The 15,461-nt window shown below is 62.6% G+C and carries 14 protein-coding genes; 7 read left to right on the top strand and 7 right to left on the bottom strand.

The window, feature by feature from the left end:
- The first annotated feature begins 2 nt into the window (after positions 1–2).
- From WD767_03395 to WD767_03375, 5 genes are all read left to right on the top strand, one after another.
- On the top strand, positions 3–1,640 hold the full coding sequence (locus WD767_03395) for a DegQ family serine endoprotease (protein ID MEX2615121.1): 1,638 nt from the start codon (positions 3–5) through the stop codon (positions 1,638–1,640).
- A gap of 201 nt (positions 1,641–1,841) precedes the next feature.
- Positions 1,842–2,516, top strand: a complete 675-nt coding sequence (locus WD767_03390; protein ID MEX2615120.1) for a response regulator transcription factor — start codon at positions 1,842–1,844, stop codon at positions 2,514–2,516.
- The gene (locus tag WD767_03385) at positions 2,506–3,876 is read left to right on the top strand and encodes an ATP-binding protein (GenBank protein MEX2615119.1); all 1,371 of its coding nucleotides are present in this window, start codon (positions 2,506–2,508) and stop codon (positions 3,874–3,876) included. Before WD767_03390 ends, WD767_03385 begins: the two co-directional genes overlap by 11 nt.
- A gap of 523 nt (positions 3,877–4,399) precedes the next feature.
- Positions 4,400–4,660 carry a hypothetical protein gene (locus WD767_03380; GenBank protein ID MEX2615118.1) on the top strand — a complete coding sequence of 87 codons (261 nt, stop codon included), beginning with the start codon at positions 4,400–4,402 and terminating at the stop codon, positions 4,658–4,660.
- A gap of 20 nt (positions 4,661–4,680) precedes the next feature.
- A complete protein-coding gene (locus WD767_03375; protein MEX2615117.1) occupies positions 4,681–5,565 on the top strand; it encodes an LLM class F420-dependent oxidoreductase in 885 nt (294 codons plus the stop codon).
- A gap of 1 nt (position 5,566) precedes the next feature.
- Here the strand turns inward: WD767_03375 and WD767_03370 are convergent, their stop codons facing one another.
- The 6 genes from WD767_03370 to WD767_03345 are packed head-to-tail and all read right to left on the bottom strand — an operon-like array spanning position 5,567 to position 11,847.
- Positions 5,567–6,778: a CaiB/BaiF CoA-transferase family protein gene (locus tag WD767_03370; GenBank protein ID MEX2615116.1), complete on the bottom strand. Its 1,212-nt coding sequence runs from the start codon at positions 6,776–6,778 to the stop codon at positions 5,567–5,569.
- Positions 6,779–6,780: 2 nt separating this feature from the next.
- Positions 6,781–7,944 carry an acyl-CoA dehydrogenase family protein gene (locus WD767_03365; protein ID MEX2615115.1) on the bottom strand — a complete coding sequence of 388 codons (1,164 nt, stop codon included), beginning with the start codon at positions 7,942–7,944 and terminating at the stop codon, positions 6,781–6,783.
- 51 nt (positions 7,945–7,995) lie between these two features.
- Positions 7,996–8,337, bottom strand: a complete 342-nt coding sequence (locus tag WD767_03360; GenBank protein ID MEX2615114.1) for a hypothetical protein — start codon at positions 8,335–8,337, stop codon at positions 7,996–7,998.
- A 9-nt stretch (positions 8,338–8,346) separates the two neighbouring features.
- Complete coding sequence (locus WD767_03355; GenBank protein MEX2615113.1) at positions 8,347–9,108, bottom strand: enoyl-CoA hydratase/isomerase family protein; 762 nt, start codon at positions 9,106–9,108, stop codon at positions 8,347–8,349.
- Entirely contained in the window at positions 9,105–10,115 is a 1,011-nt protein-coding gene (locus WD767_03350) for a hydroxyacid dehydrogenase (GenBank protein ID MEX2615112.1), read from the bottom strand. The genes WD767_03355 and WD767_03350 overlap by 4 nt, the downstream gene beginning before the upstream one ends.
- Positions 10,116–10,131: 16 nt before the next feature.
- Positions 10,132–11,847: an amidohydrolase family protein gene (locus WD767_03345; protein MEX2615111.1), complete on the bottom strand. Its 1,716-nt coding sequence runs from the start codon at positions 11,845–11,847 to the stop codon at positions 10,132–10,134.
- A 215-nt stretch (positions 11,848–12,062) separates the two neighbouring features.
- On the opposite strand from WD767_03345, the gene WD767_03340 reads away from it, so the two are divergent.
- Positions 12,063–13,343, top strand: coding sequence for an aspartate aminotransferase family protein (locus WD767_03340; GenBank protein MEX2615110.1), 1,281 nt, complete (start codon positions 12,063–12,065; stop codon positions 13,341–13,343).
- 6 nt (positions 13,344–13,349) lie between these two features.
- The gene (locus WD767_03335) at positions 13,350–14,552 is read left to right on the top strand and encodes an MFS transporter (GenBank protein MEX2615109.1); all 1,203 of its coding nucleotides are present in this window, start codon (positions 13,350–13,352) and stop codon (positions 14,550–14,552) included.
- On the opposite strand, the gene WD767_03330 is transcribed toward WD767_03335, so the two are convergent.
- Complete coding sequence (locus WD767_03330) at positions 14,542–15,459, bottom strand: glucokinase (GenBank protein ID MEX2615108.1); 918 nt, start codon at positions 15,457–15,459, stop codon at positions 14,542–14,544. The genes WD767_03335 and WD767_03330 overlap by 11 nt on opposite strands.
- Positions 15,460–15,461 lie beyond the last annotated feature (2 nt).

The following is a 15,461-nucleotide window of genomic DNA, read 5'->3' as shown; positions in this document are numbered from 1 at the left end:
TCTTGGTCCATGTCGATCTTTCCGGGCAGCCAGGAAAACATGACAGGGAGTTCATCTTCCTGAAATCGAACAATCCATCCCCACACCCCACTCTTCTGTCAGGCGGCAAAATCTTTATGAGCCGCAACATTATGGAGATGGAGATGACGATTATTCGGAAACTCGGCGAACGACCGAATGCTATTCGCGTCCTCGCGACAGGGGTTGCGGCAGCTTCGTTGCTGGTATGGAGCGGCATGGCAACCGCCGCACCGGTGCCGGAAAGCTTTTCCGGCCTGGCCAAGAAGGTCGCACCTGCGGTCGTAAATATTGCCTCTGCACATAAGTCGGAACACCCCCGGGCTACAATTCCGGAACTGCCGTTCGACCTGCCCCCAGGGTCGCCGTTGGAACGATTCTTTAGGCAATTCCAGGACAGGATGGACCAGGGTGAGCGTGGCGACGAACGCACCCAGCCCAATCTATCGATTGGACTGGGTTCGGGCTTCATTATCGACCCCGACGGTTATGTCGTAACCAACAACCATGTCGTGGACGACGCCAGTGAGGTAAAGGTCCGGTTGGACGACGATTCGGTCTACATCGCAAAGATTATCGGTACCGATCCCCAAACCGACCTGGCCCTGTTGAAAATCGATACGAACAAGCCGTTGCCGGCCGTGTCCTTCGGCGATTCCAGCACGGCCGAAGTCGGCGACTGGGTCATGGCTGTTGGCAATCCGTTCGGTCTCGGCGGGACGGTCACCGCAGGCATCATTTCCGCGCGCGGCCGTAATATCGAATCCGGGCCGTATGATGATTTCCTGCAGGTCGACGCCTCGATCAACCGGGGCAATTCGGGTGGTCCGCTGTTCGACATGGACGGCAACGTCATCGGCGTTAATACCGCCATCTATTCCCCTACCGGCGGCAGCGTTGGCATCGGCTTCGCAATTCCTTCCAATATCGTGGAAAACGTGATCACGCAGATCCGCGAACATGGCAAGGTCGAGCGTGGCTGGCTCGGCGTACATATTCAGAGAATGTCGCCGGAGATCGCCCAGGCCGTCGATCTCGATACGACGCGCGGCGCGATGGTCACGCAGGTCATGGCCGGCAGTCCGGCCGAGAAAGCAGGATTGCAGCAGGGCGACATCATTTTGTCCTTTGCCGGCAAACCGGTTGATGGCCCCCGCCAGCTTGCAATCATCGTTTCCGGCGAAAAGGTCGGACGCGAAGCGGATGTCACGATCTGGCGGGAAAAACGCGAAATGGAGTTGACCGTCGTCACCGGCCAACAGCCAAACCAGGAGCAGGTTGCGACAACTTCACCCGATGCGATGAAGAATGGCAGCCTTCACTCGTCGGCCCTCAAGGCCGAGTTGGCAGCACTGACGCCGGAACGCCGCGCCGAATACCGGGTTCCCGAGGATGAAACCGGCGTGCTGGTTCTCGACGTGAAGGACGAATCGATTTTCGAACAGGGGCTTCGCGCGGGCGACGTGATCAAGAAAGTGGGCGACGTTCCCGTGAACTCGCCCGTCGAAGTTGACAAGCTGGTCAAGGAAACCACGTCCAGAACTGAAAATGCGGCGGTTCTCCTGCTGGTCAGCCGTCAGGGGAACGATCTGTTTCTCGCCCTGAAGCCAGGCGTCGCCTGACACGTCGCCTGTCGCATCGCCTGTCACAAAACAAAACACGATACTACAAGGGAGCGGGCTGGCTCGAACATCCGTCGAACCGCCCGCTTCCGGCTGTCTGGCCCACGAAGCGCACGGAGGATTGCAACAGTCATGAAAGACGCCCCATATACTAACACCGATGTTGACGAAGCCTGGCACAGCACCCCGATTGGCGGCTCCATGCGAATATTGCTTATCGAAGACGACCCGAAAACAGCCGACTATATCATCAAGGGGCTCGGTGAAGCGGGTTTTGCATCGGATCATGCCGCCACAGGCCCGGATGGCCTTCGGATGGCCATTGGGGAGCGGTACGACGCCATTATCGTCGACCGCATGCTTCCCGAACTGGACGGGTTGTCGATCATCCGGTCCCTGCGCGCCGCGCGTATCGGCATACCCGTGCTCATCCTGAGCGCCCTTGCCCATGTGGACGAACGGGTTATGGGTCTGCGCGCCGGCGGCGACGACTACCTGACCAAACCCTTCGCCTTTTCCGAACTGCATGCGCGCCTGGAAGCGCTGCTCCGGCGGCCATCCGCCATGGCGCAACAGACGGAACTGCGGGTCGCCGACCTGACGATGGACCTGCTGGCCAGGAAGGTAACGCGGGCGGGACAGCCCATCGATCTGCGGCCCCAGGAATACAAGCTGCTGGAATACCTGATGCGGCGCGCCGGACAGGTGGTGACGCGCACCATGCTGTTTGAAGGCGTATGGGATTTTCACTTCGATCCGCAGACCAACGTCGTCGATGTCCATATCAGCCGGCTTCGACAGCAGATCGACAGGGGTTTCGACAAACCGCTGATACACACACATCGGGGCGGCGGATACTCGATCAGTGCAAATTAGAATCCTCCGGACTTCCGGCTTTCAGATCGCCCTCTTCTACCTGCTGTTGCTGAGCGTCACGTTGCTGGCGCTGGTCTCCTTCGTCTACTGGTCGACCGCTCAGTTGATCGACCGGCAGACGAACGAAACCATTGAAGCGGAAATCCGGGGGCTGGCCGAACAATATCGCGATGAAGGCCTGGCGCAGTTGCTGACCGTCATTGGCGAACGCAGCGGCCCACGGGGAAATCCGCTCGGAGTCTACCTTCTCGCCAACCGACGGCTGGAGCCCCTCGCCGGCAACCTGTCGGCCTGGCCGGATATCCAGCCCGGTGAATCCGGCTGGGTCGAAGCGTATCTCCAGCGGCGCGACGATGCCAGCGGCGCGCTGCATGTGATCCGGGGCCGGGCCTTTAGCCTGCTGGGCGGCTACAACCTGTTTGTCGGCCGGGATACCCAGGTGCGGGACAATTTCCGCAGCACCATGGTCGACGCCCTCGCCTGGGCGCTGGCTCCGGTGCTCCTGCTCGGTCTGGTCGGCGGCGCGATTATCGGCCGGTACAGCCTGCGGCGGGTGGACGCTGTGCGCGCAACCAGCGCGGATATCGTAAACGGCGACCTGTCGCGGCGGGTGCCGCTGACCGGCAGCGGCGACGAGTTCGACCGGCTGGCGCAGACCATCAACATAATGCTCGACCAGATCGACTCGCTGATGACGGGCATGCGGGCGGTCACGGACAGTCTGGCGCATGATCTGCGCAGCCCCCTGACCCACACGAAAAGCATCATCGAACAGGCACTGCGCCACGAAAGCGACCCGGAGGCCTACCGGCGGGCGCTCACCCAGACCGAAGCCGAACTGGAAACGATCCTGCGCACCTTCGACGCGCTTATCAGCATCGCCCAGGCCGAAGCCGGCAGCCGGCAACTCATGCTCGACCGGATCGACCTCTCCGGCCTGGTGAACGATCTCGCCGAGCTGTACCAGCCCATTGCCGAAAACGCGGGACTGGATCTGGCCATTGCTATTTCCCCGACCGTCGCTATTGACGGTCACCGGCAACTGCTGGCCCGGACCATCGCAAACCTGCTGGACAACGCAATCAAGTTCACGCCGGCGGGCGGGCGTGTCACGGTATCTCTTGAGCCGGACGTCGATTCGATGCGCCTTACCGTGTGCGACACGGGCCCCGGCATTCCGCCGGACGACCGGGAACGGGTTCTGGAACGATTTGTGCGCCTGGATGACAGCCAGAATATTCCGGGCAGCGGTCTTGGCCTGAGCCTGGTTGCGGCGGTGGCCAAACTGCATGGCGCCCGGTTGTCGCTTGAGGATAATGAACCCGGCCTGCGGATTTCGCTGGCATTCCCCGCGCCGTAACCGTCGCCCCGTCAGCCGGATCCGATCTGTCTGAATCCGCTTTCGACGGCCTGCAACGTTGCGCTGGTATTAATTATATGGTCATGGCTGCAATTATTTGGGTTTTAAACGGGATAAATCCGGATAAAATGGAATAGATCGGGGGCCGCGCGCCGCGCCACGGGCGTTTTCACCTTGCCGCCAATGCCGACGCCTGCCCAGGTGTCGCTGATCCGAAAACTATGGTCCGAATATACCGATAAAAAGGGCACCGAAGCCGCTCTGGGAAAATGGTTGAACCGGACGTTTCATGTGTCGGCTATCCGGTTCCTGGACGCGAAAAAGCGCCCAAGGCGATTGCAGCGCTGCTGGATATGAAGAAGGGAAGGTCGGATAGGGACGGTGGAACTGTTGACCAGAATTGTTCAGGGCAGACTAGCCATGAACGGAATATGGTGGAACCGGGAAAATATTTATTCGGCAATTTCAAAGCTTCGTCACGGCTTGGTGCAGGTAGTCGCACGATGTTCCGGAAGCCAAAGCGATGAACGACGACACCCGGTTATGGCCCATCGGGTTGCGTCGGCTGGCGGCGATCATCGGTGCGGCCGCGACGGTCCAGCTTGCCGAAGCCTTCGGTGGCACCGAGAAAAACAATATTCCCAAGAACCCATACAGGAAACATCCGTTCGTCAACGTCATCGGTCATGACAACGCGGTGTTTAAGAAACTGACAACCGGGTATACCGTCGGCAAACGCGCCGCGATGTTCCATGACATGGGCGCGCGGGTATACCGGCTGTAACATATCGGGAGGATACAGGAATGCAGATAGGCATCGTATTTCCGCAAATCGAAATCGGCCCGGACCCCATCGTGGTGCGGGATTACGCCCAGGCGGCGGAGGCCATGGGCTTTGAATACCTGCTCGCCTTCGACCATGTGCTGGGCGCGAATTCGCGCACCCGCAACTGGACCGGACCCTATGACCATGACTCGCTGTTCCATGAACCCTTCGTCCTGTTCGGCTTTCTGGCCGGGCAGACCACGACGCTCGGCTTCACCACCGGAATCGTGATCCTGCCGCAGCGGCAGACCGCGCTGGTCGCCAAACAGGCCGCCGCGGTCGATGTGCTGAGCGGCGGACGGCTACGGCTGGGCATCGGCATCGGCTGGAACGAGGTGGAATACGAAGCGCTGGGCGAGGACTTCCACAATCGTGGCAAGCGCTCGGAAGAACAGGTCGAGGTGCTGCGCGCGCTGTGGACCCAGGACGTCATCACCTACAACGGCAAATGGCACAGCATCCCCGATGCAGGGCTGAACCCGCTGCCGGTACAACGGCCAATTCCGATCCTGTTCGGCGGCATGGCGGACCCGGTACTGCGCCGCGCGGCGCGGCTGGGCGATGGCTGGCTGCCGCAATTCGGCGGCTTCGAGGCGGACGGCAAAACCGTCAACGCCGCGGGCCGAGACTATATCCAGAAGATGCGCGGCTATATCGCCGATGCGGGCCGCGACCCGGACGCCTTCCAGATCGACGGGCGGATCACGCTTGGCAACCGCAAGCCGGAAGAATGCGCCGCCGAGGTCGAGGCATGGCGCGAACTGGGCGCAACGCATATCAGCCTCAACACCATGCGCGCCGGGCTTTCAACCCCGGACGCGCATATCGACGCCATGCGCCGCTTCAAGGAGGAACTCGGTTAATTCAGCAGAGGACACCAGACGCCGTCAACGCGGCGATCCGTTTGGCGTCGTAACCGAGCCAGTCTGCCAGCACGTCCGCATTGTGCTCGCCGATACCCGGCTCCGGGCGCAGTTCCGGTTCCGGACTGTCGCCGAAGCGCAGCGGACTGGTCGGCAGCACGATATGGCCCATCTCGGGATGATCGACATCGTGCAGCATGCCGCGTTCCCGCATATGCCGGTCCGCCGTCACCTCCACCAGGTCCCGCACCGGCGCCGCCGGAATGCGGTTATCCTTGAGGATTTGCGTGGCCTTGGCCTTTGGCAGGTCCTTCAGCCAGTTTTCGACGATGGCGTCGATTTCGTCTTCATGCTGCGCACGCAGCGCCTGGGTGGCGAAACGTTTCTCCCCCGCCAGATCCTGCCGGCCCATGACCTGCAACAGATTGATCCAGTGGATTTCGCGGACGCAGATGATGGCGATATGCCCGTCCCGGCAGGGATAGACATTATAAGGCGACGAACCGAAGGTCGGATGCCGGTTGCCGCGCCGCACCGGCGGCTTCCAGCCGCCGCGCTGCAGGCTGGCAAGGTTGCTGGCCAGCGCGGGGTAGAGCGCTTCCTCCATCGAAACCTCGACCAACCGGCCCCTCCCGGTGACGCTGCGCTCGTACAGCGCCGTCATGATTCCCGAATAAAGATGCACCGCGCCCAGGAAATCGCAGATTGCCAGGCCGGTCTTGAGCGGCGGCCCGTTCTCCAGCCCGTTGATGCTCATGACGCCGCCGACCGCCTGGATCGTGAGGTCCATCGCCAGGTTGTCGCGGTCTGGACCGGATAATCCGTACCCCGTGCTGGACCCGTATATCAGCCGGGGATTGGCCTTCATCATGACCTCCGGACCGACGCCCAGCCTGTCCAGCGCACCGGGCGCGAAGTTTTCCAGCAGGACATCGGCTTCGCCGGCCAGTTCGACGAGCAGCGCCTTGCCACCGTCCGATTTCAGGTCGATGGCGATTCCGCGCTTGTTGGTGTTGAGCATCGCGAAGGACAGCGGCAGGCCCATGCCGCCGCCGCGCTTGCGCAGCGCCTCGCCATCGGGCGGTTCGACCTTGACCACGTCCGCGCCGGCATGGGCGAACAGGAAACCCGCATAGGGACCGTTATAAATCTGCCCCAGATCCAGCACTTTCAGCCCCTCCAGGGGCCAGCGCGGCGCCTTTTCCGATGTCATGTTCAGTGCAGTCCCGAGCCGAAGATTTCCCGCGCGATGACATGCTTCTGCACTTCGCTCGGCCCCTCGCCAATCCGGCGGATCCGCAATTCCCGGTACCAGCGTTCCAGCGGCAGATCCTTGGCAACACCCAGGCCGCCGTGGATCTGCATCGACCGGTCGACGACCCGACCGCTCGCTTCCGAGGCAATCAGCTTGGCCAGTGCGGATTCCATGCGGTAGGGCTCGCCCCGGTCTGCCTTGTCGGCGGCGTCCAGCACGAAAAGCCGGGCGGTGCGCAGGTCGATTTCGTTTTCGACCAGCATCCACTGGATACCCTGCCGCGAGGAAAGCGGCGCACCGAAGGTCTCGCGGATTTTCGCATATTCCACCGCCATCTCGTTCGCCTTCACCGCGACGCCGATACATTCGGCGGCATAAGGGATGCGCTGGCGGGACAGGCGTTCGCTGGCGATGGCGAATCCGCCGCCTTCCTTGCCCAGGATGTTTTCATGCGGCACGCGCAGATCTTCCAACTGGATTTCCGTCGCATATTTGGCGGAACGCAGCGTATGGACGACTCGCCGGACATGAAATCCCGGCCAGTCGGTTTCGACAATGAAACAGGTCACGCCCTTGCGTCCCGGTCCCCCGGTGCGTGCGAACAGCAACCCGTAATCGGCCCGGTCAGCGCCGCTGATCCACAGCTTGGTGCCGTTCAGTACCCATTCGTTACCGTCGCGCACGGCGCGGGTCTGGATCGCGCGGGCGGGATCGCTGCCGCCGGACGGTTCCGACAGGCCGAAGAACACCTTCTTTTCGCCGCGCAGCATCGGATACAGATACTTGTCTTTCTGCGCTTCCGTCGCCTCGAACATCTGCGCCTGCCGCGCGCCGCCAAAGGCGTAGTAACAGGGCGCATACAGACCCGCGCGATGCTGGCTGCATTCGATGGCGATCAGCGAACGGGTCACGAGGTCGATCTCCGGGCCGCCATATTCCGGCGGGGTATCGAGGCCGTATAGGCCCATTTCCTTGACGATTTCGACTAGGCGGGCCAGTTCCTCCGGCGGCAGTTCATCCGCATCCGGGTCCAGGCTTTCCTCCAGCGGCAGAATTTCCTCGCGCACGAAGCGCCGCACCATGTCGACGATCATCCGTTGTTCGTCGGAGAGGGCGAGGTCCATGACTTTCATTCCTTCTTTCTGGTTCTTCTGATTTATGTCGCAACCGCTGCGTCAGCCGGGGCTCAACCGGCCGAGCAAGCGGACATCGACGTCGGTATTTGCAACGGGCAGGTCGCCGCCATGATCATTGCGATACGCGCCAAGGAGTTCCTTGTGACGCGTGAAATACGCCATGTTCACTTCGACGCGGAATTGCGTCGCGCCGGCCGGGGGGGACTTGCACTTCGCTTCAAGCTCCCCCTTCAACCCAAACAGCGACCGCCCACCGGCCACGCCGATATAGACGATATCGCCTGCATCATTCGCCAGCTGGTAGACACCCAGATGCCCGGCGAGTTCCTTTACATGATCCGCCGTCAGCGGAACCCATGGTTTGTCGAGCCGTACGGCCATTGCTTTCCCCTATTCGCCCGTGAAGTTGGGCTGACGCTTTTCCAGCTTCGCGGCAATGCCTTCCTTCGCGTCCGCGCTTTCCCGCGCCGCCTGGATCATGTCGTCGATATCATCATGATCGATGCCGCCCCGGAAGGCCATTTCGCGCACCAGAAGCGCCTTCATCGCCTTCAGCGACAGCGGCGCATTGGCCGACAGCCGGTCGATGATCTTCTGCGCTTCGGTATTCAGTTGGTCCGGCGGCGCCACGCGGCTGATGATGTTCAGTTCCAGCATCCTGGCGGCGGGCAGTGCATCGCCCAGCAGCAGGATTTCCCGGCTGGCGACCGGCCCGGCGATTTCCACCAGCTTCTTGGCCAGGAACCAGGTCGGCGCCAGCCCGATCTGCGCCAGCGACATGCCGAACCGCGCGCTTTCCGACGCGACGACGAAATCGCAGTGCAGCGCCAGTTCGCACCCGCCGGCGATCGCCGCCCCCTGCACCACCCCGACGATGGGCAGCGGGCTGTGCTCCATCGCTTCCAGCACCCGTTCGATGGGGCTTTCGCCGCGCTGGGCCGGGTTGCGCTGGCGCTCCGCCAGATCGATCCCGGCACAGAAGACGGGACCTTCCGCGCGCAGCACGATCACCCGTTCGGTCTTGTCCGGCGTATCGGCGAAGGCGTTGCACAGCGCTTCCAGCATCGCCAGGTCCAGCGCGTTGCGTTTTTCGGACCGCGCCAGCGTTATGGTCCGGACCGCGCCATGTTTTTCAGTTTTTACCGATGTCATACGGGTTTCCTCTTTACGGGTTTGTTGACCGGAAATTTCGGGCGTTTGCCCTGCAGGAAACGGGCGATATCCGCGCCGGCGGTCCCGGCGATGGTGTCGAGACATTCCTGGGTGGAGCCTGCCATATGCGGCGTCAGCAGGATATTCGGCGCATCGAAGATCGAGCTTTTCGGATCCGGCGGCTCGCCGCTGAGCACATCCAGCGCCGCACCGCCCAGCCGCCCGCTCTTCAGCGCCTGCGCCACCGCCGCCTCATCGACCAGTTGGCCGCGCGCCGCATTGATCAGGAAGGCGCCCTTTTTCATCGTGGCGAGCGCCTTGCGATTGATCATGTGATGCGTTGCCGGGATATGCGGCGCATGAAGCGACAGATAATCCGACGCCGCAAGCAGCGCTTCCAGCTTCATCGGACGCGCGCCCCGGTTGCGGATTTCCGCCGCGGTCAGCCCGGGGTCATTGGCGCATACCTTCATGCCGAATGCCGTGGCGATCCGGGTCACCCGAAGGCCGATCTGGCCCATGCCGACCAGCCCCAGCGTCTTCCCCTTCAACTCGCTGCCGGTATGCCGGGCGTCTCCCCAGATGCGTTTGTTATGCACCTGTTCCACCGCCGACGGAATTTTCCGCGCCAGGCTGATCATCAGCCCGAAGGTCATTTCCGCCACCGCATCCGCATTTGCACCTGGCGCGTTCGTGACCAGCACGCCCCGTTCGGTGCAGGCCGCCACGTCCACCTGGTCCACCCCGGCACCGTGCACTGCGACGATCTTCATGTCCGGTAACTGATCCAGCAGCGTCGGGGTGACGTAACCGGCGCGCACCAGCATGCCCGACGCACCCTGAAACATTTCCGCGAAACGGTTTTCTTCCTGCGCCGTCAGCTTGCTGTAAGGCAGCGGCACGGTTTTGACCGGCGCCACACCGCGCAGGGCGGCTTCCACCGGCTGCATTGATACGGGCAAGTCTTCCGTGGCCGTGACGGCCACCCAGGGGCGGGGTGATGGCATTGGCGGATACTCTCTTTCAGGCAGGACTTTTGGGTCCGCGCACCAGGTGGCCCGGCAATTCGCCGGTTTCCACGCCGTCGCGCTGCACCACAATGCCCGATACCAGCGTGGCGGCATAGCCTTCGGTCTTCTGGATCAGGCGGCGACCGCCACTCGGTAAATCATAGACCACTTCCGGCGCGTGGAGTCGCAGCCGGTCATAATCGATGACGTTCACATCCGCCTTGTAACCCGGCCGCAACAGGCCCCGGTCGTTCAGACCGATCGCAGCGGCGTTATCATGGGTCAGGCGGCGAACGGCCCAGCCTAGCGGCAGTTTGGCCCCGACCTTCCGGTCGCGCGTCCAATGGGTCAGCATATAGGTAATGGCGCTGGCATCGCTCAGTACCCCGACATGCGCGCCGCCATCGCCAAGACCGACCAGCGAATTCGGATGGCTGATCATATCCTTCACCGTATCGAGGTTGCCATAGCTGTAATTACTGAGCGGCCGGTACAGGATCGCCTTGCCGTCCTTTTCCAGCAGCATGTCGTAGGCGACGTCCTCCGGCCTGCGCCCCTCGCGTGCCGCGCGGGCGGCGACGCTCTTGTCTGCCGCCGGTTCGTAATCGGGCGGATCGCCCAGCGGGAAAATCCGGTCCCAGCGTTCCAGGCGGCGCACCAGCCCCGCATCGGGATTGGTCTCCGCCAGCAGCCGCGCGCGAAATTCCGGCTGGCGCAGGATCGCCATTTTTTCGGCCAGCGGCAGATCCGCGATTGCGTTATAGCCGGGACGCCCGAGGAAGGGGTTCTGCGAGACCTCGAATCCCATCATGATACCGGTCGGCCGGGTCAGAACCTGCCCGGAAATAGGCAAGCCGTCAGCGTTGGCCGCCGCGACACGCTCCATCAGCCGCCGCCATTCTTCCGGCCTGGCGTCGCGTTGCAGGACTGTGATCGTCATCGGCCGGCCCGCGCGCGCCACAATCCGGCGCAGCATGGCGAATTCCGCCTCGGGGTCGTCGAAATCGGAAATCACCTGCAGCCAACCGGACCCGACCGCGCCGACCGCACCGGCGATTTCCAGCAGTTCTTCTTCTTCCGCCCGCAGGGTCGGGGTGGGGTTGCCCGCCTTGGTCTGGTGGTTGAGCGTTCGTGAGGTTGAAAAGCCGAGCGCGCCGCTTGCAATACCCGCCGCCGCCAGTTTCGCCATTGCGGCCCGGTCTTCAGCCGTTGCGGGTTCGTGATTGACTGCCCGTTCCCCCATGACGAAGACCCGGACCGCCGCATGCGGCACCTGGGTGACGATATCCAGATCGTATGACCGGGCATCGAGCCGGTCGAGATAATCGTCGAAACTCTGCCAGTTCCAGGGTAGCCCCTCGGTCAGCACGACTTCGGGAATGTCCTCCACCCCTTCCATCAGCTTGACCAGAAGGTCTCGCTGGTCGGGTCTGCACGGCGCGAAACCGACACCGCAATTGCCCATCATCAGCGTGGTAACGCCGTTCCACGACGATGGCGTGATCCGGTTGCTCCACGTCACCTGCGCATCGTAGTGGGTATGCACATCGACAAACCCGGGCGTCACGATTTTCCCCGTGGCGTCGATTTCCGTATCGCCCCTTGGCAGGTTCCGACCGATTGCCGCGATACGGCCGTCGCGAATCGCGACATCCGCCTCAACTGGGTCGCCGCCCGAACCATCCAGAACGGTGCCGCTACGGATAACAAGCGAAGCAATTCCGGACATTTTTCGATCTCCTTCCGTGAGATGGCGCGACGGGCCGTCAATACTGCCCGATTATGATCCCGTGTACCAAAGACGCAAACCCCTGTACGCTTCGGGCGGGAAAACAGTCTATACATGCTCCCGGCAGGCCGACAATTCCGCATGATTGCGGCGGCGATGCCGTCTGCTAGAATCAGGTCCATAAAAAACAGGTAACGAGAGTTGGAGGCAGGAAGATGATGTCGGAAATTATTCGCGGAGACGCCGAAACGGCGCTGATGGAGCGCGCACGCAATGTCCTGCCCGGCGGCGGCTTCGGCAACGTGGCCTTCGACATCGTGCTTCGGGACGGCAAGGCCGGCCGGGTCCATGATATCAGCGGCAATGAATATGTCGATTTCCTGCTCGGTTCCGGCCCCATGCTGATCGGCCACGGTCATCCGGAGGTACTGGAGGCGGTCCAGGAACAGATCGCACGCGGCACGACATTTTTCGTCAACAACGAACCCGGCATCCTGCTCGCCGAGGAAATCGTCGACGCCATCGCCTGTGCCGAGAAGGTTCGTTTCACCAGCAGCGGGTCGGAAGCGACCCTCTATGCAATGCGAATCGCCCGCGCTCACCACAAGCGGGACAAAATCCTGAAATTCGAAGGCGGCTTCCATGGCATGAGCGATTACGCGCTGATGAGCATGGCGCCGGCCCGGTCCGGCAATTTTCCCCAGAGCATTCCCGATTCGCCGGGAATTCCGCAGCGTATCCGCGACGAGGTGCTGATCGCGCCGTTCAACGACACCGAAACCGCATTGAGCATCATCCGCGAACACAGGGACGAGTTGGCCGGCGTCATCGTCGAACCGTTCCAGCGCCTGATCAAGCCGGTTCCGGGCTTCCTGCAGGCGCTGCGCGACGTCACGACGGAGTGCGGCATCGCGCTGATCTTCGACGAGGTGGTGACCGGGTTCCGCTTCGCCTATGGCGGCGCCCAGGCGTATTACGGCGTCGTGCCGGACCTGTGCGCGCTCGGCAAGGTGATCGGCGGCGGCTTCCCGCTGGCGGCGGTCGCGGGGCGCGACGAATACATGGTGCATTTCGACCGGCATGCCGTCGCGCCGGAAGAATACGCTACCCAGATCGGCACGCTGAGCGGCAACCCGGTCGCCGCCACCGCAGGCCTCGCGACCCTGAAGGTGCTGAAACGCCCGGGTGCCTATGAGAAAATATTTGATAACGGCCGCGCCCTGATGGACGGCCTGACCACCCTTCTCGAAAAGACGGGAACGGCGGCGCAGGTGATCGGCGAACCGCCCCTGTTCGATATCATCTTTTCAAAAGGCCGCGTGGCGGATTACCGGGATTCGATTGCCGGAAACCGCGACCCGCTACTGGCCTTCAACCAGTATCTGCGATCGCATGGCGTCCTGAAGGGCGACAGCAAGTTTTATGTATCGCTCGCACATGACGCAGACGATATTGCCAAAACCCTGCGTGTTTTCGAACAGGCGCTGACGGACTAAAAATAAATGACTCGGCAGACCAATATCATGATCGCCTGCGGCGTACTCATCGTGCTGTTCGCCGGTGGGCTACGCCAGTCTTTCGGCGTATTCCTCAACCCGGTATCCATCGACCTTGATATCGGGCGGCAGGTCTTCGGGCTTGTGATTGCCTCGCAGGCCCTGCTGTTCGGCGTCTGCCAGCCGGTTGCCGGCATGCTTTCCGACCGTTACGGCGCGTTCCGTGTGATTACAGCGGGCGCGCTGCTGTATGCCCTGGGCCTCTGGTTCGCGGGAATGAGCACCTCCGCACTGGACCTGTATCTTTCCATGGGGCTGCTGGTCGGCGTCGGTTTGAGCGGGGCCACCCAGGTCGTCGTGCTGGGCGCGATCGGCAAGGTCGTGCCCAACGAGCGCCGCGGCACCGCCTTTGGCATTGTCATTTCCGCCGGATCCATCGGCATGTTCGTCTTCGTACCCGGCGCGCAATCGCTGCTCGATACGCTTGGCTGGCGCGGCAGCTTCTCGGTCGCCGCCGCCGCCATCGCCATGATTCCGCTCGTCGCCATCGGCCTGCGCGCCGCCCCCCTGGCCGAACCAGCGGGGCCCAAACAGTCCCTGCGCGAAGCCGTCAGCGAAGCGAAATCGCATTCGGGTTATGTGCTGCTCACCCTCGGATTCTTCGTCTGCGGCTTCCATGTCACCTTCGTCGGCACCCATCTGCCCGCCTTTCTGGCCGACAAGAACGTTTCGCCGCAGGCCGCCGCCTATGCGCTGGGCGTAATCGGGTTGTGCAATGTCATCGGCGCCTACTTCTTCGGCAGGCTCAGCGACCGATATGGCAAGAAGAACCTGCTCGTCGTCATCTATTTCAGCCGTGCGGTGCTGATGTCCTTGCTGCTGATCCTGCCGATCAATGACGTGACGGCCATCCTGTTCGGAATCTGCATGGGGCTTTTGTGGCTGGCGACGGTTCCGCTGACCAGCGGCATTGTCGCCCAGGTCTTCGGCACCCGCCATTTCACGATGCTGTTCGGCGTGGTGTTCATGAGCCACCAGTTCGGCGCTTTTGGCGGCGCCTGGCTCGGCGGTTATATTTCCGACGTGACCGGATCGTACGACCTGATGTGGATGATTTCCATCGGGCTCGGCCTCGTAGCGGCCCTGCTGCACTGGCCGATCCGCGACCAGCCGCTTGCCCGGCTTTCCCAGGAGCCCGCTAAAGCCTGAGCGACGCCAGCCCTTCCAGGGCGATATCGTCTTTCAGCACCAGGTATGTCGGCACCTGTTCCAGCCTTTGCCGGAAACGCCCCTTGGCCTTGAATCGCGTTCGGAACGGCGACATCGCGAGGAAATTCGCGAAGCGCGGCGGCACGCCGCCGCCGATGAAAATGCCGCCCCAGGCGCCGTAGATCAGCGCCAGATTCCCGGCGAAGGTTCCCAGAAAAGCGGTGAACTGCGTCAGGGTAGCCACCGCGTCGCTCTCTCCCGACAGGGCGGAGCGAACTATTTCCCCGGGCGCCCAATCCTGACCGGTCATCGCATGATGCAGATTGGCCAGCCCTTTGCCGGACAAGACCCGCTCCGCCGAGACATGACCGAAACGCGTTTCCATTGCCGCCAGGATCTGTCGCTCTACCGCGTTGACGGCCGCCAACGACGCATGGCCGCCTTCCGTCGCCAGGGCGGGAATACTGTCGGCGACACCGGGAACCAGGCAGGATACGCCAAGCCCCGTGCCCACATTGGCGAGCGCCACGGGGTGACCGAAGTCCGGCTCCCGTTCCGGCCCGATACACAGCAGGTCCCCGGGCACCAGCCCCGGCAGCGCCAGCGCCGCCGCCTGCACATCGTTAAACACCCGGACCGGCACGCCGCCGAACGCCGCGCCGATTTCATCCGCCCGGAAAACCAGCGAACCGTTCGTCAGGGTCACGCTCGTCTTGTCCACCGGCCCGGCGGCCGCGACCGAAATGGCGCCGATGGAGGGATTCCCCAGGTGACACAGACCATCCCGGATCATATCCAGCGCCGCCCCGTAGTCCGCAACCGGGAGCACGACCGGCGACTCTCCGCTGCCGGCCAATGCAAACCGGCCGTTGGTCCCGCCGATATCCGCGACGAGATGCGCCGCCATCA

The organism is Alphaproteobacteria bacterium (assembly GCA_040905865.1).
Lineage (GTDB): Bacteria > Pseudomonadota > Alphaproteobacteria > UBA8366.
This window is presented reverse-complemented; position numbering and strand designations above follow the sequence as displayed.

Coding starts and splice junctions, on each gene's coding strand:
- WD767_03390 (MEX2615120.1), top strand. CDS start 1,842: ATGCGAATATTGCTTATCGAAGACGACCCGAAAACAGCCGACTATATC.
- WD767_03380 (MEX2615118.1), top strand. CDS start 4,400: ATGAACGACGACACCCGGTTATGGCCCATCGGGTTGCGTCGGCTGGCG.
- WD767_03375 (MEX2615117.1), top strand. CDS start 4,681: ATGCAGATAGGCATCGTATTTCCGCAAATCGAAATCGGCCCGGACCCC.
- WD767_03370 (MEX2615116.1), bottom strand. CDS start 6,778: ATGACATCGGAAAAGGCGCCGCGCTGGCCCCTGGAGGGGCTGAAAGTG.
- WD767_03365 (MEX2615115.1), bottom strand. CDS start 7,944: ATGGACCTCGCCCTCTCCGACGAACAACGGATGATCGTCGACATGGTG.
- WD767_03360 (MEX2615114.1), bottom strand. CDS start 8,337: ATGGCCGTACGGCTCGACAAACCATGGGTTCCGCTGACGGCGGATCAT.
- WD767_03355 (MEX2615113.1), bottom strand. CDS start 9,108: ATGACATCGGTAAAAACTGAAAAACATGGCGCGGTCCGGACCATAACG.
- WD767_03350 (MEX2615112.1), bottom strand. CDS start 10,115: ATGCCATCACCCCGCCCCTGGGTGGCCGTCACGGCCACGGAAGACTTG.
- WD767_03345 (MEX2615111.1), bottom strand. CDS start 11,847: ATGTCCGGAATTGCTTCGCTTGTTATCCGTAGCGGCACCGTTCTGGAT.
- WD767_03340 (MEX2615110.1), top strand. CDS start 12,063: ATGATGTCGGAAATTATTCGCGGAGACGCCGAAACGGCGCTGATGGAG.
- WD767_03335 (MEX2615109.1), top strand. CDS start 13,350: ATGACTCGGCAGACCAATATCATGATCGCCTGCGGCGTACTCATCGTG.
- WD767_03330 (MEX2615108.1), bottom strand. CDS start 15,459: ATGGCGGCGCATCTCGTCGCGGATATCGGCGGGACCAACGGCCGGTTT.